This window comes from Ligilactobacillus sp. UO.C109 (assembly GCF_026847815.1).
Lineage (GTDB): Bacteria > Bacillota > Bacilli > Lactobacillales > Lactobacillaceae > Ligilactobacillus > Ligilactobacillus salivarius.
In genome coordinates this window covers 490,239-515,389 of record NZ_JAPSFH010000027.1, presented here as the reverse complement: position 1 = coordinate 515,389, position 25,151 = coordinate 490,239, and the positions used below count along the sequence as shown (strand labels likewise).

Genomic DNA, 25,151 nt, shown 5'->3' with positions numbered 1-25,151 from the left:
CATGAATTTTAGAAATGCTCATATTTTGACTGCGATGGTTACACCTTTTGATGATGAAGGTAACTATAGTTCTAAAAGAACAAAAAATCTTATTAATTACTTGCTTGATAATGGTACAGAAGGTCTTCTTGTTTCAGGAACAACTGGTGAAGCACCAACTTTAAGTGAAGACGAAAAATTACAATTGATAAAAGATTCTGTGAAATTTATTGATGGTAGAGTACCATTAATGGTGGGGACTGGATCAAATAATACACAACAAACAATAGATTATACTAATAAAGTGGCTGATATTGATGGTGTTGATGCTGCTTTAGTTGTGGTGCCTTATTATAATAAACCTAATCAAAAGGGTATGATTGCTCATTTTAGAAAAGTCGCAGACTATAGTAATTTACCTATTATAATCTATAACATTCCTGGAAGAACAGGAGTAACCATGGAAGTTGATACTATTATTGAACTTGCTCAACATGATAACATCATAGGTATTAAAGATTGTACGGGTGTCGAAAATATAGCTAAAATAGTAGAAAATGTTCCAGAAGATTTTCTAGTTTATTCAGGAGAAGATGCTGAAGCACTATCTGCTAGAGTTTTAGGTGGGCAAGGTATTATTTCAGTTGCTAGTCATATCTATGGTGATAATATGAAGACAATGTATTCTAGTTTAGAATCTGGAGACGTATCCATGGCTGGAAAAATTATGAGAGATTTAATACCAAAGGCTGAAGCACTTTTTTCTTATCCTTCACCTAGTCCAGTTAAAGCTGCTTTGAATAAAATTGGTTATAACGTTGGAGGATGCCGTTTACCTATTGTTTCACTTGATAAGAACGAAGAAAATGAACTATTTAAAAAATTAAAAATTTAATAATTAAGAGGTGGAAATATGAGTGATATAAAAATCATCTCGCTAGGTGGGGTACGTGAAAATGCCAAAAACATGTATGCTGTCGAAGTTGATGATGAAATATTTATTTTAGACTGTGGATTAAAGTATCCAGAAAATGAACTATTAGGTATAGATTTTGTTATTCCTGATTTTTCATATTTAAGAGAGAATTCACGTAAAATAGTGGGTGTTTTCTTAACACACGGTCATGCAGATGCCATAGGAGCACTACCATATTTTGTTAGTGAATTTGATGTGCCAGTTTTTGGATCAGAATTAACAATTGAACTAGCTAAAATTGCATGTGAAAATGAAGAAGATGCTAGAAAATTCGATGATTTTCATGTAATTGATGAGAGTACAGAAATAGATTTTGAAAATGCAACGATATCATTTTTTCAAACTACACATTCTATTCCAGAGTCTTTGGGTGTGGTTATTAAAACAGAAAATGGAAATGTTGTTTATACTGGAGACTTTAAATTTGATCAGTCTGCAGAAAAAGGTTATCGAACAGATTATGCAAGATTAACTGAAATTGGTCGTGAAGGTGTGCTAGCTTTATTAAGTGAGTCAGCCAATGCTGAAAATCCTAGAGAAACAGTTAATGAGCGAGCAATATATGATTTTATTAGTGAAAATTTTGAATACCGTAAAGGAAGAATTATTGTAGCTTGCGTAGCTTCAAATATTTTACGAGTACAACAAATTTTTAATGCAGCTGCAGCTAATAATAGAAAAGTGGCTCTTACTGGACATGATGTAGAAAAAGTTGTTAAAACTGCAATGCGTTTAAATAAATTAGTATTGCCGGAAGAGGATTTACTCATACCTATTAAAAAAATTAACGACTACAATGATGATGAAATTGTAATTCTTGAAACTGGACGTTCTGGAGAACCATTAAAATCATTGCAAAAAATGGCTATGGGTAGACATAGATTTGTCAATCTACATGAAGGAGATTTGGTATTTATTACAACTACTCCATCTCATGCTATGGAAACTAAGGTTGCAAGAACTAGAGACATGATATATCGCTCAGGAGCAGACGTTAAAGCTATTTTTGATGAATTAAATTCTTCAGGTCATGCAAGTAAGAATGATTTGCAGTTAATGATGAACTTGGTAAAACCACGTTACGTCATTCCTGTTCAAGGTGAATATAGAATGTTGTCTGCGCATGCAGAATTAGCTAGAGAACTAGGGATTCCTAGTGAAAATATCTTTTTACTCAAAAAAGGTGATGTCTTAGAATATAAGAAAGATGAGATGACAATTTCATCAAGTGTAGAAGTAGGCAACACTATGATTGATGGAACTGGCGTTGGGGATATTGGAAATATTGTTTTGAGAGATAGAAAAATCCTATCAGAAGATGGAATTTTTATTGCTGTGGTTACTATTGATCGTAAAAAGAGGAAGATTGTTGATACTCCTAAAATAACATCTCGTGGTTTCGTATATATTAAAACAAGTAAAGATTTGATGGTTGAAAGTAGGGATATTGTAGCTAAGATTGTTCAAAGAGATTTGGATAATAAGGAATTTGACTGGAGCCAATTAAAACAAGATATTCGAGAAAATTTGAATAATTTTTTGTATGAGCAAACAAAGCGTCATCCAGTTATTTTACCAGTAATTATGGAAATAAATCAAAATAATCATTTTTCTAAGAAGAAAAAGAAAGGTTAATATTAAAAGTCGTTGAACAAATCTTCAACGACTTTTTTATAAGGTAATAATTTGAGTGAATTATATTTTCAAGCTGAAGAAGCATATAAAAATAAAGATTATACAAAAGCAAGAAAATTGCTAGAAAAAGAGTATCTAGAAAAGAAAACATTTAGGACAAATTATTTTTTATTTTTAGTATTTCTTAAAATAGAGGACTATATTGCTGCATATGAAACAGCAAACGAATATATAAGACAGTATATTATTGACAATGAGAAATTCAAGAAGTATCAAAAAGCAGCAATTTTTGCAGGGATGAATGTAAAATTGCAAGAGTTATCAAATAATATATTTGAATATACAACAGAAAGTGAACAAAAAGAATTTGATAAGAATCAGCAAACACTATTAACAGATTACTTAAATAAGAATTCAAAACTTGAGATAATGAAACAGCTAAGTTATCTAGGTATTTTTCCTTTATTTCAACAAAGAAAAATACTGAAAGATGCCTATGGATTAAGTGTAGATGATTTCTTCATAAATACTAAAAAAATATTAATAGATTCCAACATACATCCACTTTTAAAAAGTAACATACTAGATGATTATAGAAAATTAAATTTAGAAGAAACAGTACAATATACAGATTATAAAAATACTGTCAAAACATTAGATGTAAAAAAAATGAAAGAAATAGAAGAATATAAAATTTATAAAAAAATCTATAAAGAGTTTAAACAATTACCAATGAATAACTTTGAGAAAGATTTGAAATGGAAGGAGATAGTTTTAAAGTTAATGGTGTTGTATCCATTCAATGATATTGAACAGAATTTAGAACAAAACTTAATATATATATTACTATGTAATGATGAGTTTAAAGTTCTAAATGAACAGGAACTGGCTTTTTCGAAGAAATTAGAAGACTACATCGAACAATGGAATAATCTGTGAATCAACTAATTATGTATACATTATCAAAATAGATGAAAATAAAGTATGCAAAAAGATTGCATATTTTATTGTGTGATGATAAACTCATAACGTTTGATAAGTATGACTGAAAGTTTTTTAGGAATAGTAATAATACTTATCGAATGCTGGAGTTTGTAACAATGAATTATTTTCAAAAAAATTATAATTTTTTTGTTTACAAAATCATTCTATATATATATAATATTTAGAGAATTCTTCTTTAATAGATATCACACTTGGTTTTCTTTTAGAGAAGTAGTATAATAAAAACAAAGGTTTATCGTATTATACGATATTTCTTGCAAATTTTTAGGAGGTTTTCTTTAATGGCTAAAGAACATTACGAAAGAACAAAACCCCATGTAAACATCGGTACAATCGGACACGTTGACCATGGGAAAACAACTTTAACAGCAGCAATTACAAAGGTTTTGGCTGAAAAAGGTTTGGCTGAAGCTTCTGACTACGCTTCTATCGACGCTGCTCCAGAAGAACGTGAACGTGGTATTACAATCAACACAGCTCACGTTGAATATGAAACAGAAAAGCGTCACTATGCACATATCGATGCTCCAGGACATGCTGACTACGTTAAGAACATGATCACTGGTGCTGCACAAATGGATGGTGCTATCTTAGTTGTTGCTGCTACTGATGGTCCTATGCCACAAACTCGTGAACACATCTTACTTGCTCGTCAAGTTGGTGTTGAATACATTGTTGTATTCTTAAACAAGTGCGACTTGGTTGACGATGACGAATTACTTGACTTAGTTGAAATGGAAGTTCGTGATTTATTATCTGAATACGACTTCCCTGGTGACGATATTCCTGTTATTCGTGGTTCCGCTTTGAAGGCTCTTGAAGGCGACAAAGATGCTGAAGCACAAATCATGGAATTAATGGACACAGTTGACGAATACATTCCAACTCCACAACGCCCTACAGACAAGCCATTCTTAATGCCTGTTGAAGATGTATTTACAATCACAGGTCGTGGTACTGTTGCTTCTGGTCGTATCGATCGTGGTACAGTTAAAGTTGGTGACGAAGTTGAAATCGTTGGTTTGAAGGATGACATTGTTAAGACAACTGTTACTGGTGTTGAAATGTTCCGTAAGACACTTGACGAAGGTGAAGCTGGCGATAACATCGGTGCTTTACTTCGTGGTGTTGACCGTACACAAGTTGAACGTGGACAAGTTTTAGCTAAGCCAGGTTCAATCCAAACTCACAAGAAATTCAAAGGTGAAGTTTACGTATTGACAAAGGACGAAGGTGGTCGTCATACACCATTCTTCTCTAACTATCGTCCACAATTCTACTTCCACACAACAGACGTTACTGGTGTTATCGAATTACCAGAAGGTGTAGAAATGGTTATGCCTGGTGATAACGTAACATTTACAGTAGAATTGATTGCTCCAGTTGCTATTGAAAAAGGTCTTAAGTTCACAGTTCGTGAAGGTGGCCGTACAGTTGGTGCTGGTGTGGTTTCTGAAATCGACGACTAATAAGATTTCACGTAATGTTGACATTTTGTTAACTTTCAAGAAAGAGGGTTGGTTTTCCAACCTTCTTTTTTTATGTAAAAAGATGTATTTACTAACTTTTTTACACTCTAAACATTTACAATTTTGATTATCTACGTTAAAATTAATAGGTATGCAATTACTAAGTAATTATTAAAAATAATTATTCGGAGGGAATAAGATGTCTATAAAGTGGGAAAAGAAAGACGGAACAAACGAAGGTAAATTAACTTTTGAAATTGCTCCAGAAAAAATTAAAGAAGGCTTGAATTCTGCTTTCAATCGTGTAAAGAAATCTTTAAATGTACCTGGATTTAGAAAGGGTAAAGTTCCTCGCCAAATCTTCAACAAGATGTATGGTGAAGAAGCATTATATCAAGAAGCTTTAAATGATTTATTACCTGAAGCATATTCAAATGCTGTTAAAGAAGCAGATATCAATCCAGTTGATCAACCACAAATTGATGTTGAATCAATGGAATCAGATGCTGCATGGGTATTAACTGCAAAAGTTACTGTTGAACCTGAAGTTGAATTAGGTCAATATAAAGATTTAGAAGTTACAAAGCACCCAACACGTGTTTTGAAAGCTGATATTGAAAATGAATTGGATAGATTACAACAACAAGAAGCAGAATTAGTTCTTAAAGAAGATGAACCAGCAGAACAAGGTGACACTGTTGTTATTGATTTTGAAGGTAAGATCAATGGAGAAGCTTTTGATGGTGGAAAAGGTGAAAACCATTCTCTTGAATTAGGTTCTGGTCAATTTATTCCAGGTTTTGAAGATCAATTAGTAGGTCACAAAGCTGGTGAAGAAGTTGCTGTAACTGTAACATTCCCAGAAGATTATCAAGCAAAAGATCTAGCTGGTAAAGAAGCTGTTTTTGATACAAAGATTCATGAAGTAAAGACAAAAGAATTACCAGAACTAGATGATGAATTTGCAAAAGATGTTGATGAAGATGTTGCAACTCTTGAAGAATTAAAGGCAAAAATTAAAGATCGTTTGAAAGATCAAAAAGTTGCTGAAGCTAAAGCTGCAATTCAAGAAGAAGCACTTGATATTGCTGTAGAAAATGCAACAATTGGTGAAATTCCAGCTGTTATGATTGAGGACGACGTACATCGTCAAATGGATAACTTCTTAGCAGGTATGCAAAATCAAGGTATCAGTGCTGATATGTATTACCAATTAACAGGTACATCAGCAGATGATTTGCACAAACAATTTGAAGAAGGTGCTGAAAAGCGCGTTAAAACAAATCTTGTTCTTGAAGCAATTGTTAAGGCTGAAAAGATTGAACCATCTGAAGATGAAATCAATGCTGAAATTAAGAGTTTAGCTGAACAATATCAAATGGATGAAGCAGCAGTTCGTTCTGCTTTATCTGATGACATGTTGAAGCATGATATTGCAGTTAGAAAAGTAGTTGATGAAATTGCTGATTCTGCAAAGCAAACTCGTGATGCTAAAAAGGATGAAGAATAATTAAGACTTCCTTAGTGATTTTCTGTAGGTGAAAGTATAACTTTTACAGAACTAATTAGTTATAGAAGTGCTGATGGATGAAAATCTATTAGCACTTTTTTTATTAATAAATTAAGATAAGTAGCTTTTAAGTCGTGTTAATGGCGTTTAGCACTATTGTTTGCTAAAATAAAGGCAGTCTTATGAAATAAAAAACACGTAGGGAGATTTTTAGATGTTTGAAAATGAAGATAATAAGACTCCTGCGACATGTTCTTTTTGTGGAAAAACAGAAGATCAAGTTAAAAGTATGATTTCTGGACCAGGAGTGTATATATGTAATGAATGTGTAGAATTAGCACAATCAATTATTGATACAGAAACAAAAGCAGAAGCACAAAAAGATTTTACTAATGTTCCTACTCCTCATGAAATTGTTGATACTTTAAATCAATACGTTGTTGGACAGGAAGAAGCTAAGAAAACATTAGCAGTTGCTGTATATAATCACTACAAACGTGTTAATGCTTCATTGTCAGATGATGATGGAACAGAATTACAAAAGAGTAATATTTGTCTTGTTGGACCAACAGGTTCTGGTAAAACATTCTTAGCTCAGAATTTAGCTAGAATTTTGAACGTACCATTTGCAATTGCAGATGCAACAACTTTAACAGAAGCAGGTTATGTTGGTGAAGACGTTGAAAATATTTTATTGAAACTTTTACAAAATGCTGATTATGATGTAGAAAGAGCTCAAAGAGGCATTATTTATATAGATGAAATTGATAAAATTGCTAAGAAATCTGAAAATGTATCAATTACGCGTGATGTTTCTGGTGAAGGTGTACAACAAGCGTTACTTAAGATTCTTGAAGGTACAATAGCTAATGTTCCTCCTCAAGGTGGCCGTAAGCACCCACAACAAGAGTTTATACAAATTGATACTACAAATATTCTATTTATTGTTGGTGGAGCTTTTGATGGTATTGAAACAATGGTAAAAAATCGTTTAGGAGACAAAACAATAGGTTTTGGTGTAGATTCTAAGCAGGAATATGATCCTGATAAGAGTTTAATGCAACAAATCATTCCTGAAGACCTATTAAAGTTTGGATTAATCCCTGAATTTATTGGTCGTTTGCCAATTCTTACAGCACTTGAAAAACTTACTGAAGAAGATTTAGTGAGAATTTTAACAGAACCTAAGAATGCATTAATTAAGCAATATCAAAAATTAGTATCGTTTGATGATGTATCATTAAAATTTGAAGATGATGCTGTTAAGGAAATTGCGCATTTAGCTATTGAAAGAAACACAGGTGCCAGAGGTTTGAGATCCATTGTTGAAGCTACTATGAGAGATATTATGTTTGACATTCCTAGCGAAGATAATATTAAAGAGGTAGTTATTACAAAAGATACTGTTGATGGTAAGAGTAAACCTGAAATAGTAAAATAAGCATTTTTATGTATATTTAATTAATTGCACCATGATATGATATTTGTTAGAATACTATTGTAATTTACATGTTGAAATTGTATATGATAATTTAGGAGGATATTTATTATGAGCAAACCACAAATTGGTGTTGTTGGTATGGCTGTTATGGGTAAAAACCTAGCCTTAAACATTGAAAGTCGTGGATACAGTGTTGCTATCTATAACAGAACAGGATCAAAAACTGAAAAGGTAGTTGCTGATCATCCTGATAAGAATTTAGTACCTAGTTATACGATTGAAGATTTTGTTAATTCTTTAGAAACACCTCGTCGAATTATTTTGATGGTTAAAGCGGGTGCTCCAACAGATGCAACAATTAAGTCATTATTGCCTCATTTAGATAAAGGTGATGTTTTAATTGATGGTGGAAATACATTCTTCCAAGAAACTATGCGTCGCAATGAAGAACTAGATAATTCTGGTATTAACTTTATCGGTATGGGTGTATCTGGGGGAGAAAAAGGTGCGTTAGAAGGACCTTCTTTAATGCCAGGTGGACAAAAAGAAGCATATGATTTAGTAGAACCAATTTTGAAGAAAATAGCTGCTAAGGCTGAAGATGGTGAAGCCTGTGTAACTTACGTTGGACCTAACGGAGCAGGTCACTATGTTAAGATGGTTCATAACGGTATTGAATACGGTGATATGGAACTTATTGCTGAAAGCTATAACTTGATGCGTAACTTACTAGGTTTATCAAATGATGAAATTTCTGACGTATTTAATGAATGGAAAGATGGCGAGCTGAAGAGTTATTTAATTGATATAACTGCCGATATTTTAACTCGTAAAGATGATTTGGGTACGGGTAAACCAATTGTAGATGTTATTTTAGATCGTGCTGGCAACAAGGGTACTGGTAAGTGGAGTTCTCAAAGTGCTTTAGAATTAGGAGTACCTCAATCATTAATTACAGAATCTGTATATGCTCGTTATATTTCAGCAATGAAAGATGAACGTGTGGCTGCTAGTCAAGTTTTACCTAATCCGGAATTTGATTTAGGTGACGTAAATAAGAAAGAATTAGTAGAAAAAATTCGTCGTGCATTATACTTTAGTAAGATTATGAGTTATGCTCAAGGTTTTGAACAATTAAGAGTAGCATCTGAAAATTATGACTGGAACCTAAATTATGGCGATATGGCTAAGATTTGGCGTGAAGGTTGCATTATTCGTGCTCAATTCTTACAAAAGATTACTGATGCATATGAAAAGAATCCTGAATTAAAGAATTTGATGTTAGATGATTACTTCAAGAAAATCGTTGAAGAATATCAAAATGATGTCCGTGATATTGCTGCTTTAGCAATTAAAGCAGGTGTTGCTTGCCCAGGATTTTCTAGTGCTATCACATATTATGATCAATATAGATCTGCACATCTTCCTGCAAATATTATTCAAGCACAACGTGACTACTTTGGGGCACATACTTATGAACGTACTGATCGTGAAGGTATTTACCATTACGAATGGTATCATGAAGAATAATTATTAAGATGTATAGTATAAAATAAACGGTATAAGGACTATTAACAATAGTTCTTATACCGTTTTTAATATATCTAAATTATATTGTAACAAGCATTGGTAAAATCATAGGATGTCTTTCTGTTTGTTCAAATAAAAATTCTTGCAGATCAGAGATAATAGTATTTTTAATTTGAGCTTCAGAAACTTTATCATTTTTAAGTTCTCTCTTAATAGAACGATAAAGATGACGACGACCTTGATTAATTAAATCGCCAGATTCACGCATGTAGATAAAACCTCGTGATAATAAATCTGGGCCGGCAATAATTTGGCGCTTTTGCATATCTATGGTTGCTACAACAACTACTAGACCTTCTTCTGAAAGTAAACGACGATCTCGAAGTACAACATTTCCAATATCTCCAACGCCAGAACCGTCAACATAGACATCACCAGCATTAAAGTGGCCTGCATATCTTGCTGAATCCTTTGTAAGTGCTAAAACATCTCCATTTTTTAGAATAAATGAATTTTCTTTAGGAACATCACACTTTTCAGCTAACTCAGTATGAATTTTTAACATTCTGTATTCACCATGGACAGGCATGAAGTACTTAGGTTTCATCAAGCGAAGCATAAGTTTTTGTTCTTCTTGACCACCATGTCCAGAGGCGTGAATATTATTAACTTTACCATGAATAACAGTAGCTCCAGCTTCTTCTAACTCATTAATAACTTTATTTACACTGGTAGTATTTCCTGGAATAGGAGAACTAGAGAATACTACAGTATCACCGGGTTGAATAGATACTTGACGGTGAGTACCATTAGCTATACGACTCAAAGCTGCCATAGGTTCTCCTTGAGATCCTGTACATAGAATCATAATTTTATTAGCGGGTAAACTACTTATTTCTCTAGCATCAACTAAAGCATCGTCAGGAATATCTAAATAACCAAGTTCTCTACCATTTACAATTGCAGCTTCCATACTACGTCCAAAAACAGCTATTTTACGACCACGAGCAATAGCTGCAGATGTAGCTTGCTGTACACGCGAAATGTTAGAGGCAAAAGTAGCAAATATTATACGGCCTTCGACTTTTTCAAATATACGACGAATAGAACGGCCAACCCAGCGTTCTGACTTAGTAAAGTTAGGAACTTCAGCATTAGTACTATCAGAAAGTAGGCAAAGCACACCTTCATCACCTAATTTTGCCATTTTCTGTAAATTAGGTGGCTGATTTGTAACAGGAGTAAGATCGAACTTATAATCTCCTGTACATACAATTGTTCCAGAAGGTGTTTTGACAGCCACACCTAAAGTATCAGGGATAGAATGTGTTGTTCTAAAAAAAGATACTGTCGTTTTTCTAAATTTTAGAATAGAGTCTTCATCTATTTCATGAAGTTCAGTTGTGCGAAGTAGTCCATGTTCTTCTAGTTTGCTTTTAATCAATGCAAGTGCAAGAGGGCCAGCATAGACAGGTACATTTATTTTTTGTAGTAAATAAGGAATACCGCCAATATGATCCTCATGTCCATGTGTGATAACTAAAGCTTTAATTTTTTGTTGATTTGCAATTAAATATGAGTAGTCAGGTATAACATAATCAATACCTAACAAATCATCTTCTGGAAATTTGATACCAGCATCCACTACGATGATTTCATCTTGAAATTGGATACCGTAAGTATTCTTTCCAATTTCTCCAAGACCACCGATTGCAAAAACAGCAGTCTCATTATTTTTAACATTTAGTTTTTTCATTTAACTAAAACTCCGTGAGTTTGAAGTTAACACTTTGTTTTTCATATTCAAGTGTAGCTTCGTCCAAAGCTTCAATAAATTCAACATTGTATTCTGGAAAATGTGTTTCAACAAGATGACGAGCTTCAACTTCGTCTTTAGCTTCAAAATACATAACATGAGTATTTTCACGCTTTGGATTAGATTTTTTTGATGGTTGATAATATACTTTAAAAGTCATTAAAACTTCTCCTTTAAAATGAATTTACACAATAGTGTATAACAAAAAATTATTTAACCGAACAAAGATTGCTTTACACAATAGTTAAGTACATTTTAGCATAACAAGCAAATTAAGTATAGAACTTAGACAAAACATATAAAAATTAGACAATAGACTGTGATATACTTAAAAATGAGGAAGCTTTGTAGAAAGAGGCTGATGATATGAAATTTTGGTTAGTTATATTAACTGCGATAGTTTTCATTGTAATTATTGTTGTTATACAGTATTACATAAAAAATAAGGAATTGAAAAGATTACAAGCAAGAAGTAGAAAGCTTACTGACGATGCTATGTATAAATCGATAAATGAGATAGATCTAGAATGGTTTAATCAGAATAATCACAAAAATATAAGAGATATAGCAGTAGTATCTGACGTTTGGGGAAAAGATGTGATGGTTTTTGAATATTCAGTAGAATTGATTCAGAATCAAAAATTTTCCAGTGAGAAACTAAATGCTTTGAAGGAATTACTAGAAAAGAAATTATTTGATTATGCAAAACAGAAAAAGATTCAAAATATAACTAATAAACCTCCATTTATAGTATCAGATATTTGGCAGTTAGAAAATATACTGCATATAGATGTAGCATATATAATGAATGAGGCAACGTATAAGTATTTAAATGATATTGAAAAGTTAGAGCCTGGTTTTAAGAAATAGTGGAGAATCATCAAGTAAAAAATAAAAGATCGGTAAAGATTAAGCTACTAAAATATTAATCTTTATCGATCTTTTGCTTGTATAAAATTATTTTTGAGATTTATTTTATTCTAAAATAATAGTACCTTCTGGAACGGTTAAAGGTTGTTCCTTATTAATATGATCATAGAATAAAATACCATTTAAGTGATCAATTTCATGTTGAACTACAATTGCAGGGTAGTCACGAAGTCTTTCAACATGCTTATTTCCTTCTAGGTCATACCAGCGAAGTTTAATACGATCGTGTCGAGGGACATATCCTGGAATATCACGATCAACTGAAAGGCAACCTTCACCTTCACCAAGTGCTGCTAATTGAACGGATTCACTTAAAATTGTAGGATTGATCAGAACATGTTTAAAAATTGGTTCGTCATCATCTTCAATACCTGGAACCAAAACAGCAGTCATTCTTTTAGAAACATCTACTTGAGGAGCTGCTAAACCAACACCCGCACGAAGATGATATTTTTTGGCAATTTCAGGATTTTGACTATTTTCGAGAAACTCCATCATATCATGTGCTAATTTTTTATCTTCTTCGCTTAATGGAAATTCGATAGCTTTTGCTCTGGCTCTTAGAGTTGGATTTCCATCACGAATAATGTTATCCATTGTAATCAACAGAAAAGACCTCCAATAATATGATTTAATACACTTATGATATCACAATTTTTCTGTAATAGCATATTAATAGTTTTAAGTCAAAAAAAGTTACTATATCTAATTATATGGTAGAATAGTAGTAATAAAATATAAAGAAAGGAGTAAAATGATTAATGCAGAAGATAGTATATTATGGATATAATGAAAGCGTACTGGACTTTCTGAAAATAGGCATAAATAATAATACTAAGTTATATTTTAATTGGCAAATTAATGATACTGATATTCAGGATGAAATAAATAATTTGGTAGAGTGTTCACGTCTGCTATCATCTAATTTTTATTTTTATATAAATGAAACTGTAAATTGGGATGAAATTGACATGATGCTACTTTCAATTGATGTGGATAGAGATAATTTTGCTCAAAAGAATAGTTGGATTCAAAAAGTGGTCACTGAAGCTGTAGCCAATGGATTTAATGGTATAGTTGTATTAGATAGTAATAAGGACTATTTATTGATTAATGAAATTTTAAAATACACAGGGCTTTCATCTAGACAAATGTTGGGATTAGGAACTTCTATAGAATCAGAAGTTGTAGCTAGAATGGTTGCAAAGAAATTAGGGATTAATAGTAATTATATTCAGACGAGTGTAATTGGAACTAGGGATAAGTCTTTTGTTTTGTGGAGTAAGGGTAGAGTTGCTGAAGCATCACTTATGAGTTTAATAGTGCAAGGAAAAAATATGTTTAGTGTAAAAAATATGCAAGAAATATCTAGAGAGTATAAAGAGTTAGCTGAAAAGACTCGGAAGTTAGTTTTTTCTTCTGTATTGAATAAGATATTAATGGCGATGGATACTTCCGAACAGTTTATAATAACTCTGGTTCATAGTAGGAATGAAGAGATTGAAAGTTATAGTTCACCTGTATTAGTTGGAAAGATGGGAGTTATAGAATTAATAAAAGTAAATTATACAGAAGATGAGCAAGAGACTTTAAACGAGATAAAAAAAGCTATTAATGATGAGTTAGATAGATATAAATTAAGATGAGGTTTAACAAATGGTAAAAGAAAATTACAGTTATCCGTTACTACCTGATTGGAGTACGGAGGAGATTATAATTGCTTGTGAATTTTATGCAGAAGTTGAAAAATATAATACTAATGGGGTGAATAGGGAGGAATTCCTGGATAAATATCAAGATTTTTTGAAAGTAGCCCCATCTAAAATGCTTCAAAAAAGGCTAGATAGAGAATATGAAAAACTTTCGGGTTATAGTATTTATCAATCAGTAAAGAAAGTTAAAGAAAACGAGAAAAAATTTGTAAAAGGATAGTGGAATTTTATGAGAGATTTTCAAGGCATTGATGCTAACGTTAAAGATTGGCTAAGAAAAGCTCGGGAAATAATATTAGATAGTTTCAATTTAAGCTTGGATGTTGAAACGAAAAGTGGACCGACAGATTTAGTGACGAATGTTGATAAAGAGGTTGAGAGATTTTATATTCAACAAATACAAAATGCATACCCAGAAGCTAAGATTTTAGGAGAGGAAACTTCAAAAATACATCCGCTTACAAATATGGAAGGGCTAGTTTTTATTTTAGATCCAATTGATGGTACGATGAATTTTGTTAAGCAAAAACGTAATTTTGCAAGTATGATTGCTGTATATTATAATAATCGTCCGCTTTTAGGATATATATATGACATTATAAGGGATGAACTATATTGGGGTGGACCGGTATATGATGCCGTTTATTGCAACGATTATCAGCTTGCAATTCCAACAGATAGTATTTTAAGTGAAGGTTTAGTACAACTTTGCAGACCTTTTGTCATGAATGATAGCTATGGTTTTAGAAGAGTAGTAGATGCTAGTGCTGGTTTAAGAATGTACGGTTGTGCTGGTCTAGAATTTATTAATGTTTTAACAGGAAGATGTATTTGTTATGCTTCAACATTACGCCCATGGGATTTGGCTGCTGGAAAAATTTTAGCTGAAACATTAGATTTAGTTGTTGAAACAATTGACGTAAAAGAAACTAATATGTTATCATCAAAAGTTGTATTAGTAGCTACAAAGAATGCTGAAAAAGACATTACAAAACTCATTTCTATATAGATAAGAGTAAGTCTGTGGTTGAACCACAGCATTTTTAATATAAGTAAATGAAAGTAGAGTAATTTGTTTTCATGAATTAATGAAAGCTTTTTGTGCTAAAAAATTTTTTGAAGGGAAGAAATAGCTTTGAAAAGACGTGAAGATATTCGTAACGTTGCAATTATTGCCCACGTTGACCACGGTAAAACAACCTTAGTTAACGAATTACTTAAGCAATCAGATACATTAGATGAACATACTGACATTGGTGATCGTGCTTTGGATTCCAATGATCTTGAAAAGGAACGTGGTATTACAATTCTTTCCAAGAATACAGCTGTTAAGTATGGGGATAAACAAATTAATATTTTAGATACACCTGGACACGCTGACTTCGGTGGAGAAGTTGAACGTATCATGAAAATGGTTGATGGTGTACTTTTAATTGTCGATGCATTTGAAGGTACTATGCCACAAACTCGTTTTGTATTGAAGAAAGCTCTTGAACAACATTTAACACCAATTGTTATTATTAATAAAATTGACCGTCCAGGTGCTCGTCCAGAAGAAGTAGTAGACGAAGTATTGGATTTATTCATTGAATTAGGAGCAGATGAAGATCAATTAGATTTCCCAGTTATCTACGCTTCTGCAATGAATGGTACAACTTCTCTTGATTCTGATCCTGAGACACAAGAACATACAATGAATCCAATTTTTGATACAATTATCAATACAATTCCTGCTCCTGTTGATAACTCAGATGAACCACTTCAATTCCAAGTGGCAATGCTTGATTATAACGAATTTGTTGGTCGTGTAGGTATTGGTCGTGTATTCCGTGGAAAGATCAAAGTTGGTGATCAAGTAACAGTTATGAAACTTGATGGTTCTCAAAAGAACTTCCGTGTAACCAAGTTATTTGGTTTCTTTGGTTTGAAACGTTTGGAAATTCAAGAAGCTAAAGCCGGCGATTTAATTGCAGTTTCTGGTATGGAAGATATTTTCGTTGGTGAAACTGTATGTCCTGTTGATCATCCAGAAGCACTACCATTGCTTCGTATAGATCCTCCTACATTACAAATGACATTTATGACTAACACCTCTCCATTTGTTGGACGTGAAGGTGATAATGTTACTGCACGTAAGCTAGAAGATAGATTGAAAGTTCAACTTCATACTGATGTTTCATTAAAAGTTGAAGATACAGAATCTCCAGATGCTTGGACTGTATCAGGTCGTGGGGAATTACATTTATCTATCTTAATTGAAACATTGCGTCGTGAAGGATTCGAATTAGCTGTATCTCGTCCTAAAGTAATCTATCGAGAAATTGATGGTAAGCTTTCTGAACCATTTGAAAGTGTTGTTATCGATACACCTGATGAATATTCTGGTGCGGTTATTGATTCTATGGCTCAACGTAAAGGTGAAATGTTGAACATGGAAACTGGTAATAATGGTCAAACACGTTTAGAATTCTCTACACCAACACGTGGTTTGATTGGATACGATTCACAATTCCTATCAATGACTCGTGGATACGGTATCTTAAACCATACATTCTCTGAATATAAACCAGTTATTAGAGGATGGGAACCAGGTCGTCGTAACGGAGCATTAGTATCAATTAATCAAGGAAAAACTACAACATATGCAATTATGGGTGTTGAAGGTCGTGGAACTATTTTTGTAGATCCAGGTACAGAAGTTTATGAAGGTATGATTATAGGTCAATCTTCACGTGAACGTGATATTTCTGTTAACGTTACAAAGGGTAAGAACATGACTAACGTTCGTTCTGCTACAAAAGACCAAACAGCAACAATTAAGAAACCAACACATTTGACATTGGAAGAATCTCTAGAATTCTTGAATGAGGATGAACTTCTAGAAATTACACCAGAATCCATACGTTTACGTAAACGTATTTTGGAAACAAATGCGCGTGAAAAGGCTGCTAAAAAAGCTAAGAAAGTAACTGAATAATACGGAAAAAAGCTCGTAAGTATTTACGGGCTTTTTCTTATTTATACGGATATAAAATTATAATAATATAAGTAACTATAATGTATAGAAGTAAAGTATTAGATCGGTGAAATATTTGATATACAATGTATCTATGCAACATAAAACGTTTTCTCGATTGGGGCGTACCAATCATATATTTAAGTTAAGAAACAATTAGAAACTAAGTTTTTTTGATTATTTTTAATTATTTTTAAAGAAATTGATGACAATAATCACATTTCATGATATTATAGTAAGTGTTTTCAAGGGAACAACATTTTCAACATGAGCACTTATAATGTTTTTATTTTTTTGTTATTGAATGAAAAGGCTTTATAAATTTGAAAATGTAGTTTCAATTTATTTTATAGGAGGTAAGACAAATGGTAGGGATTATCCTAGCTAGTCATGGTGGCTTTGCCGATGGTATTTATCAATCTGGTGAAATGATTTTTGGCAAGCAAGAAAACGTAGCACATGTTATTTTAAAACCTGATGAAGGTCCAGATGATGTACGTGCTAAGATGGAAAAGGCTATTGAATCTTTTGATAGTCAAGATGAAGTCCTTTTCTTAGTGGATCTTTGGGGAGGAACTCCTTTCAATCAAGCAAATAACTTGGTTGAGCAACACAAAGATAAATGGGCAATCGTTGCAGGTATGAACTTGCCGATGGTTATTGAAGCTTATGCATCACGTTTCTCTATGGAATCTGCACATGAAATTGCTGCTCATATTATTGAAACAGCAAAAGATGGTGTCAAAGTAATGCCAGAATCATTACAACCTAAGGAAGCACCTAAACAAGCAGCAGATTCTGGTCAACCAACTGGAGCTATTCCTAAAGGTACTGTTATCGGTGATGGTAAAATCAAATATGTTTTAGCACGTATTGATACACGTTTGCTTCATGGACAAGTTGCTACAGGATGGACTAAAGCAATGAATCCAAATCGTATCATTGTTGTATCTGATAGTGTTGCTAAAGATAAGTTACGTAAGAACATGATTGCTCAAGCTGCTCCAAGTGGTGTACATGCTAATACCGTTCCAATCAAGAAGATGATTGAAGTAGCTAAAGATCCTCGTTTTGGTAACACAAAGGCAATGCTTTTATTTGAAACACCTCAAGATGCTCTTGAAGCAATTAAGGGTGGCGTTGATATCAAAGAAATCAACGTTGGTTCAATGGCTTATAGCGATGGTAAAGTTAACGTTAACCAAGTTCTTGCTATGGATCAAAAGGATATTGATACATTTAATGAACTCAAAAAATTGGGTGTAAAATTTGATGTCCGCAAAGTTCCTTCTAGTTCTCCAGAAAATATGGATAACTTATTAAAGAAGGCACAAGACCTTGTAAATCAAGGTAATTAAAATTAAGGAGGAAATATCTCATGTCTGCTATTTCAATGATTTTAGTTGTTATTGTAGCGTTCTTTGCAGGTTTGGAAGGTATTTTGGATCAATTCCAATTCCATCAACCATTAATTGCATGTACATTAATTGGTTTAGTTACAGGTAATTTAACTGCCGGAATTATGTTAGGCGGATCTTTGCAAATGATCGCTTTAGGTTGGGCTAACATTGGGGCTGCTGTTGCTCCTGATGCTGCTTTGGCTGCTGTTGCATCTGCTATTATTTTGGTTAAAGGTGGTCAAGGTACAGCAGGAATCAGTACAGCTATTGCTGTTGCTATTCCTTTAGCTGTTGCTGGTCTATTCTTAACAATGATTGTTCGTACAATTTCTGTTGCTATTATTCACATTATGGATAAAGAAGCTGAAAAAGGTAGCTTCCGCGGTATTGAAGTTTGGCAATTTATCGCCTTACTATTACAAGGTTTACGTATTGCATTACCAGCTGCATTCTTATTAGTTATTCCAACAAGCGTTGTACGTTCATTCCTAGAATCAATGCCAGCTTGGTTAACAGATGGTATGGCAATCGGTGGTGGTATGGTTGTTGCCGTAGGTTATGCTATGGTTATCAATATGATGGCTTCTCGTGAAGTATGGCCATTCTTCATCATTGGTTTTGTTATTGCTGCAATTTCTCAATTAACATTAATTGCTATTGGTGCTTTAGGTATTGCTTTTGCTTTAATCTATTTAGAATTAGAATCTAAGGGCGGTTCAGGTAATGGTGGTTCAAGCAATACTGGAGATCCACTTGGCGATATTTTAGATGACTACTAAGATGAAGGAGGAAGAGTATAATGGCTGAAAAGAAAGTTACATTAAGTAAAAAAGATCGTATGGCTGTTTGTTGGCGTTCAACATTCCTTCAAGGATCATGGAACTACGAACGTATGCAAAATGGTGGCTGGGCTTACTCTATGATTCCAGCTTTAAAGAAATTATACACTACTAAAGAAGATCGTGCTGCAGCTTTAAAGCGTCACTTGGAATTCTTTAATACTCATCCATATTTAGCAGCTCCTATTTTAGGTGTTACATTAGCTCTTGAAGAAGATCGTGCTAATGGTGCTCCAGTTGATGATGTTGCTATTAACGGTGTTAAAGTTGGTATGATGGGACCGTTGGCTGGTGTTGGTGATCCAGTATTCTGGTTTACAGCTCGTCCTATTATTGGTGCATTAGGTGCTTCCTTAGCTATTTCAGGAAACATTGTTGGACCTATCTTATTCTTCGTACTTTGGAATGTTCTACGTATTGCATTCTTATGGTATACACAAGAATTTGGTTACCGTGCAGGTTCTAAGATCACAGACGATCTTTCTGGTGGATTATTGCAAAAAGTTACTCGTGGTGCTGCCATGATGGGTATGTTTGTTCTAGGTGCTTTAATTGAACGTTGGGTAAGTATTAAATTTACACCAGTTGTTTCAAAGACTCCTGTGCAAAAAGGTGGTTACATTGACTGGGATCACATTCCTAGTGGTGCTAAAGGAATCAAGGAAGTTCTAACTCAATGGAATATGGGTAAGGGCATGTCCTTAGATAAGATTAAAGTTACAACATTGCAAGATAACTTGGATCAATTAATTCCTGGTTTAGCAGCTTTACTTCTAACATTCTTATGTATGTGGTTATTGAAGAAGAAAGTTTCTCCAATTGTTATCATCTTGGGGATTTTCATTGTAGGTATTATTGCACACGTTATTGGTTTAATGTAATTTCATAATTAATTTAAGGAAGATAGGTTTTATAGCCTATCTTTTTTTGTAGTTTATTTTTTGATTATCTTTATATTAATGCTGATAAAAGCGAAAATATATGCTAACATAATAGTGTTAAGTCATTTAAATACGAAAAAATAAAGACTTATATGATAAAAATATCGTTAACTTGCGAATTATCTAATTCTTTATACTTTTCTTATAGAAATCATTTTATTGCATAGTATTACGTTATGTTATAATAAATTTAAGGGTAAAGGAGGAATTTAAATCGTTAAGGATTTGAAGAATTGATAATGAAGAATAAGTTAAAAGAAAAGTTAAAATATTTCGACTATGGATTATTTATACCGTATTTAATTTTATGTCTTATTGGCATTGTAATGGTTTACTCTGCTAGTGCGATTAACCTTACTTATGTCGGAGTCAAAGCAACTTCTTATCTCTTTAAGCAAATAATTTTTGTTGGAATAGGGATTACATTAACTTTAATTTTTAGTCATATGAATCCAAAATTTTGGGTTAGTAAAAATGTTCTAAGATTTGGATATTGGACTGTAATAATTCTCCTGATGATGGCTAAATTTTTATTTGGTGCTATTAATGGTGCTAACGGTTGGATTACATTAGGTTCATTTAGTATTCAGCCAGCAGAGATAGCTAAGCTTTACTTGGTAGTTGCGATTTCTAAAGCTTTTTCAAAAAGAGAAGCTGATATTTATTTAGGAAAACATAAACGTACGACTACGCGAAAAAATTTGGCAGTAAATATCTTACCAATTTTGGCCTTGATCGCAATTGAACCTGATACTGGTGGCGCTACAATTTGTGCTGCAATTTGTTTAGTTCTTATTTTGGCCAATTCTAAAAATTGGAGAGCAAGCATAGGAATTTTGGGAGTAGCAATTTCAATAATAGCATTTACAGTTATGGTTATCCATGCAATTAACCCATTTAAGGGAAGTAAAGTTGAGTATATGTATAAGCGTTTTGAGGGTTATTTTGATCCATTTACATATGCAACTACAAGTGGTAAACAGTTAGTTAATTCTTTTTACGCTATCAGTAACGGAGGATTGTTTGGAGTAGGACTGGGAAATAGTATTCAAAAAAGAGGATATTTACCAGAACCCTATACAGATTTTATATTGGCAATCATTGCAGAAGAACTAGGATTTATAGGAGTTTTAGTGGTCTTAGGGTTACTATTTTTTATAATTTTAAGAATAATTTTGATTGGTATAAGATCCAATAATACTTTCAATACCTTAGTTTGTTACGGAGTAGCAACATTTTTTACAGTAGAATCAATATTTAATATTGGCGCTGTTAATGGACTACTACCTATTACAGGTGTTACATTGCCTTTTATTTCTTATGGTGGTTCAAGTATGGTGGTATTGTCTATGGCTTTAGGAATGGTAATGAACATTTCAGCAAATGAGAAGAGACATACAGCAAGAAATATGTTTTTAAATATGGAGTTGAAGAAATAGTTTAAGTTTTCGGAATAGGAGTGAAGACGAGTGGAAAAAGTATTAATTGCTAATCGTGGCGAAATTGCGATTCGTATTATTAGAGCATGTCATGAACTAGGATTAAAAACAGTAGCTATTTATGCCAAAGAAGATGAATATGGTGTTCATCGTTTTAAAGCTGATGAAGCTTACTTAGTAGGTAGTGGTAAAAAGCCTATTGAAGCTTATCTAGATATCAATGACATAATTCGAATAGCTAAGATGACAAATGCTGATGCAATTCATCCAGGTTATGGATTTTTAGCTGAAAATGAAGAATTTGCTCAAAAATGTGAAGAAAATGGAATTACATTTATTGGACCATCAGTGGAACATCTACGTATTTTTGGTGATAAAGTAGAAGCTCGTAATGTTGCTAATTCTGCTGGTTTACATACTATTCCGGGAACGAATGATCCAGTAAAATCACTTAAAGATGTTGAAAAGTTTGCAGATAAACACGGTTATCCTATTATGATTAAAGCAGCAATGGGTGGCGGTGGCCGTGGTATGAGAATTGTTAAACGTAAAGAAGAATTACGCGAGGCATATGAACGTGCTAGAAGTGAAGCTAACCAATCATTTGGTGATGATGAACTTTATGTTGAAAAAATGATTGTTAACCCTAAACATATAGAAGTTCAAGTTTTAGCAGATAAACATGGAAATGTAATGCATCTTTTTGAAAGAGACTGTTCTGTACAACGTCGTAATCAAAAGGTTATAGAATTTGCCCCAAGCATAACTTTATCACAAGAACGTCGCAAAGAAATTTGTGAAGCTGCAGTTAATTTGGCGAAATCTGTAAACTACTATAATGCTGGAACAGTAGAATTTTTAGTAACTGAAGATGATTTTTACTTTGTTGAAGTAAATCCACGTGTTCAAGTAGAGCATACTGTTACAGAAATGATCACAGGTGTTGATATTGTACAATCACAAATTCAAATTGCTGAAGGTAAAGATTTGTATAATGATTTAGAATTACCAAAGCAAGAGGAGTTAACAAGCCAAGGTATAGCAATCCAATGTCGTATTACAACTGAAGATCCAGAAAATAACTTTATGCCAGATACAGGTAAATTGGAAACATATCGTTCACCAGGTGGTTTTGGTGTTCGCCTAGATGGTGGTAATGTATATGCTGGAGCAGTAATAACACCTTTTTATGATTCTTTATTAGTTAAGGCTTGTGTTCAAGCACGAAACTTTAAAGAAGCTATTAAGCGTATGAACAGAGTGCTTAATGAATTTAGAATTAGAGGTGTTAAAACAAATATTAAATTCATGCGTAACGTGTTGAACCATCCTGTTTTCGTTGCAGGCGATGCACGCACTACATTTATTGATAACACACCAGAGTTATTCGAATTTAATCGTAGCAGTAACAATAATAACCAATTATTGAAGTATATTGGTGATGTTACTGTTAACGGATTCCCAGGCACAAAGCATCATCGTAAAGTATTTGTCCCTGATATTAAATTGGATAAGGATTTTGTATCTGAAAGTAAAGTAGAAAATGCAAAATCAGTATTTGATAATGGTGGAGTTGACGCTTTAGCAAATTGGGTAAATAAACAAGAAAGGGTATTAATAACAGATACAACAATGAGAGATGCCCACCAAAGTTTATTTGCAACTAGAATGCGTACTAAAGATATGCTTCCAGTAATTGAAAAATATGATACAGCTTTACCTCATGTATTTTCTGCTGAGGTTTGGGGTGGAGCTACTTTTGACGTAGCGTATCGTTTCTTAAATGAAAGTCCATGGGATAGATTAGATATTATTCGTGAGAAAATGCCTAATACTTTGCTACAAATGCTATTGAGAGGTTCTAATGCTGTAGGATATAAGAATTATCCTGACAATGTATTGAGAGAATTTGTCAATGAAAGTGCAAAACATGGAGTTGATGTATTTAGAATTTTCGATAGTCTTAACTGGACAGATCAAATGGAAAAGAGTATAGAGTTTGTTCGTGATGCTGGAAAGATAGCAGAGGGGACAATGTGTTATACTGGAGATATTTTAACTCCTGAGAATAATAAGTATAGTTTAGACTACTATGTCAACTTAGCTAAGGAATTAGAAACAATGGGTTCGCATATTATTGGTATTAAAGATATGGCAGGACTTCTAAAACCCAATGCTGCTTATGAATTAATTAGTACATTGAAAGAACAAGTTAATGTGCCAATACATTTACATACACACGATACAACAGGTAATGGTGTGGCAACATATGTACAAGCAGTTCGCGGTGGAGTTGATATTATTGATGTTGCAACTAGTTCACTTTCTGGTACAACAAGTCAACCAAGTATGAGTAGTTTGTATTACGCATTAGAAGGGAATGCTCGTCAGCCAGAACTAAATATTGATAATGTTGAAACATTGAATCGTTATTGGAGTGGAATTAAGCCATTCTATCAAGATTTTATGAATGGAACTACATCTCCACAAACGGATATCTATCAAACAGAAATGCCGGGTGGACAATATTCTAATTTACAACAACAAGCAAAGGCAGTAGGTATTGATGATTTTGAACAAGTTAAGTCAATGTACAGAACTGTTAATAAGTTATTAGGTGATATTATTAAAGTTACTCCAAGTTCAAAAGTTGTGGGTGATTTTGCGATCTTTATGATTCAAAATAATTTAGATGAAAAGTCAATCTTTGAAAGAGGTAAAACTTTAGATTTCCCTAAATCAGTTGTAGATTTCTTTGCAGGCGATTTGGGTCAACCAGTTGGTGGATTTCCTAAGAAACTACAAGAACTTGTACTTAAAGGTAAGAAGCCAATCACAGTGCGACCAGGTAGTTTAGCTAAGCCAGTTGACTTTGATGAAGTAGCTGATGAATTAAAAGATAAGATTAAACGTAACCCTACAAAGGAAGAAGTTCTAAGTTATATCCTATATCCAGAAGTCTTCATAGATTATATTAACAACGTAAAACGTTTTGGTTCTATGCATGATTTAGATACAATTACTTTCTATCAAGGAATGCGTGAAGGAGAAACAATTCATGTTGACTTTAAACCAGGACGTAGTATTATAATTCGTCTAGATTCTGTTTCAGAAGCTGATGAGGAAGGAAATCGTAGCTTATTCTTCTCATTAAATGGTCAAAATATTCAAATTATTGTTCATGATAAGAGTAAGGAAGCTAAGATTAAGAAGATTCCTAAAGCAGAGCCAACTAATGAAAGTCATATAGGTGCAACTTTAAGTGGATCAGTACTAGAAGTATTAGTACAAAAGGGTCAAGAAGTTAAGAAGGGTGAAGCATTAATTGTTACTGAGGCTATGAAGATGGAAACAACAATTAAGGCTCCATTTGATGGAAAAGTTAGTCATGTATATGTTAAAAATGGCGATGTTCTTGAAAGTCAAGATTTATTATTGGAATTGGACAAAAACTAATAATCATTTTAGGAGTGGGAAGAAGTTTCTTCTCACTTTTTTTATTTCACATGGAAT

20 protein-coding genes are annotated in these 25,151 nt (G+C 33.1%); 17 read left to right on the top strand and 3 right to left on the bottom strand.

What is annotated here, in order from left to right; translation table 11 throughout:
- Position 1 precedes the first annotated feature (1 nt).
- The 7 genes from dapA to gndA all read left to right on the top strand — a co-directional run bounded on the left by dapA (position 2) and on the right by gndA (position 9,545).
- The gene (gene dapA / locus OZJ21_RS06725; RefSeq protein ID WP_003700003.1) at positions 2 to 874 is read left to right on the top strand and encodes a 4-hydroxy-tetrahydrodipicolinate synthase; all 873 of its coding nucleotides are present in this window, start codon (positions 2 to 4) and stop codon (positions 872 to 874) included.
- 18 nt (positions 875 to 892) lie between these two features.
- Positions 893 to 2,590, top strand: coding sequence for a ribonuclease J (locus OZJ21_RS06720; RefSeq protein ID WP_003700005.1), 1,698 nt, complete (start codon positions 893 to 895; stop codon positions 2,588 to 2,590).
- Positions 2,591 to 2,641: 51 nt separating this feature from the next.
- Positions 2,642 to 3,529: a hypothetical protein gene (locus tag OZJ21_RS06715; RefSeq protein ID WP_087250169.1), complete on the top strand. Its 888-nt coding sequence runs from the start codon at positions 2,642 to 2,644 to the stop codon at positions 3,527 to 3,529.
- A 347-nt stretch (positions 3,530 to 3,876) separates the two neighbouring features.
- Complete coding sequence (gene tuf / locus OZJ21_RS06710) at positions 3,877 to 5,064, top strand: elongation factor Tu (RefSeq protein ID WP_003706071.1); 1,188 nt, start codon at positions 3,877 to 3,879, stop codon at positions 5,062 to 5,064.
- 199 nt (positions 5,065 to 5,263) lie between these two features.
- Complete coding sequence (gene tig, locus OZJ21_RS06705; protein WP_003706072.1) at positions 5,264 to 6,574, top strand: trigger factor; 1,311 nt, start codon at positions 5,264 to 5,266, stop codon at positions 6,572 to 6,574.
- A gap of 214 nt (positions 6,575 to 6,788) precedes the next feature.
- Positions 6,789 to 8,015 (top strand): ATP-dependent Clp protease ATP-binding subunit ClpX, encoded by a 1,227-nt coding sequence (clpX, locus tag OZJ21_RS06700; protein WP_003700010.1) that lies wholly within the window; start codon positions 6,789 to 6,791, stop codon positions 8,013 to 8,015.
- A 108-nt stretch (positions 8,016 to 8,123) separates the two neighbouring features.
- Entirely contained in the window at positions 8,124 to 9,545 is a 1,422-nt protein-coding gene (gndA, locus tag OZJ21_RS06695; protein ID WP_003700011.1) for an NADP-dependent phosphogluconate dehydrogenase, read from the top strand.
- 79 nt (positions 9,546 to 9,624) lie between these two features.
- On the opposite strand, the gene rnjA is transcribed toward gndA, so the two are convergent.
- Together rnjA and OZJ21_RS06685 are read right to left on the bottom strand one after the other, a co-directional pair.
- On the bottom strand, positions 9,625 to 11,301 hold the full coding sequence (gene rnjA / locus OZJ21_RS06690; RefSeq protein ID WP_003700012.1) for a ribonuclease J1: 1,677 nt from the start codon (positions 11,299 to 11,301) through the stop codon (positions 9,625 to 9,627).
- Positions 11,302 to 11,305: 4 nt separating this feature from the next.
- Entirely contained in the window at positions 11,306 to 11,521 is a 216-nt protein-coding gene (locus OZJ21_RS06685) for a DNA-directed RNA polymerase subunit epsilon (protein ID WP_003707954.1), read from the bottom strand.
- 206 nt (positions 11,522 to 11,727) lie between these two features.
- Between OZJ21_RS06685 and OZJ21_RS06680 the strand changes: the two genes are divergently transcribed.
- The gene (locus OZJ21_RS06680) at positions 11,728 to 12,231 is read left to right on the top strand and encodes a hypothetical protein (RefSeq protein ID WP_003706076.1); all 504 of its coding nucleotides are present in this window, start codon (positions 11,728 to 11,730) and stop codon (positions 12,229 to 12,231) included.
- A 105-nt stretch (positions 12,232 to 12,336) separates the two neighbouring features.
- Here the strand turns inward: OZJ21_RS06680 and def are convergent, their stop codons facing one another.
- On the bottom strand, positions 12,337 to 12,897 hold the full coding sequence (gene def, locus OZJ21_RS06675) for a peptide deformylase (protein WP_081534059.1): 561 nt from the start codon (positions 12,895 to 12,897) through the stop codon (positions 12,337 to 12,339).
- Between the two features lie 155 nt (positions 12,898 to 13,052).
- Between def and OZJ21_RS06670 the strand changes: the two genes are divergently transcribed.
- The 9 genes from OZJ21_RS06670 (at position 13,053) to OZJ21_RS06630 (ending at position 25,094) form a co-directional block, all read left to right on the top strand.
- A complete protein-coding gene (locus OZJ21_RS06670) occupies positions 13,053 to 13,937 on the top strand; it encodes a lactate dehydrogenase (protein WP_201897171.1) in 885 nt (294 codons plus the stop codon).
- A gap of 10 nt (positions 13,938 to 13,947) precedes the next feature.
- Positions 13,948 to 14,223, top strand: a complete 276-nt coding sequence (locus tag OZJ21_RS06665) for a UPF0223 family protein (protein WP_003706083.1) — start codon at positions 13,948 to 13,950, stop codon at positions 14,221 to 14,223.
- Between the two features lie 9 nt (positions 14,224 to 14,232).
- Positions 14,233 to 15,012 carry an inositol monophosphatase family protein gene (locus tag OZJ21_RS06660; protein WP_081534064.1) on the top strand — a complete coding sequence of 260 codons (780 nt, stop codon included), beginning with the start codon at positions 14,233 to 14,235 and terminating at the stop codon, positions 15,010 to 15,012.
- Between the two features lie 126 nt (positions 15,013 to 15,138).
- Positions 15,139 to 16,980: a translational GTPase TypA gene (gene typA / locus OZJ21_RS06655; RefSeq protein WP_081534066.1), complete on the top strand. Its 1,842-nt coding sequence runs from the start codon at positions 15,139 to 15,141 to the stop codon at positions 16,978 to 16,980.
- A gap of 404 nt (positions 16,981 to 17,384) precedes the next feature.
- Positions 17,385 to 18,377, top strand: coding sequence for a mannose/fructose/sorbose PTS transporter subunit IIB (locus OZJ21_RS06650; RefSeq protein ID WP_069469426.1), 993 nt, complete (start codon positions 17,385 to 17,387; stop codon positions 18,375 to 18,377).
- A 20-nt stretch (positions 18,378 to 18,397) separates the two neighbouring features.
- Positions 18,398 to 19,198, top strand: a complete 801-nt coding sequence (locus OZJ21_RS06645; protein WP_003706091.1) for a PTS mannose/fructose/sorbose transporter subunit IIC — start codon at positions 18,398 to 18,400, stop codon at positions 19,196 to 19,198.
- A gap of 20 nt (positions 19,199 to 19,218) precedes the next feature.
- On the top strand, positions 19,219 to 20,139 hold the full coding sequence (locus tag OZJ21_RS06640) for a PTS system mannose/fructose/sorbose family transporter subunit IID (protein WP_003700025.1): 921 nt from the start codon (positions 19,219 to 19,221) through the stop codon (positions 20,137 to 20,139).
- Between the two features lie 299 nt (positions 20,140 to 20,438).
- Positions 20,439 to 21,638: an FtsW/RodA/SpoVE family cell cycle protein gene (locus OZJ21_RS06635; protein WP_113896139.1), complete on the top strand. Its 1,200-nt coding sequence runs from the start codon at positions 20,439 to 20,441 to the stop codon at positions 21,636 to 21,638.
- Between the two features lie 30 nt (positions 21,639 to 21,668).
- Positions 21,669 to 25,094: a pyruvate carboxylase gene (locus OZJ21_RS06630; RefSeq protein ID WP_201897172.1), complete on the top strand. Its 3,426-nt coding sequence runs from the start codon at positions 21,669 to 21,671 to the stop codon at positions 25,092 to 25,094.
- Positions 25,095 to 25,151 lie beyond the last annotated feature (57 nt).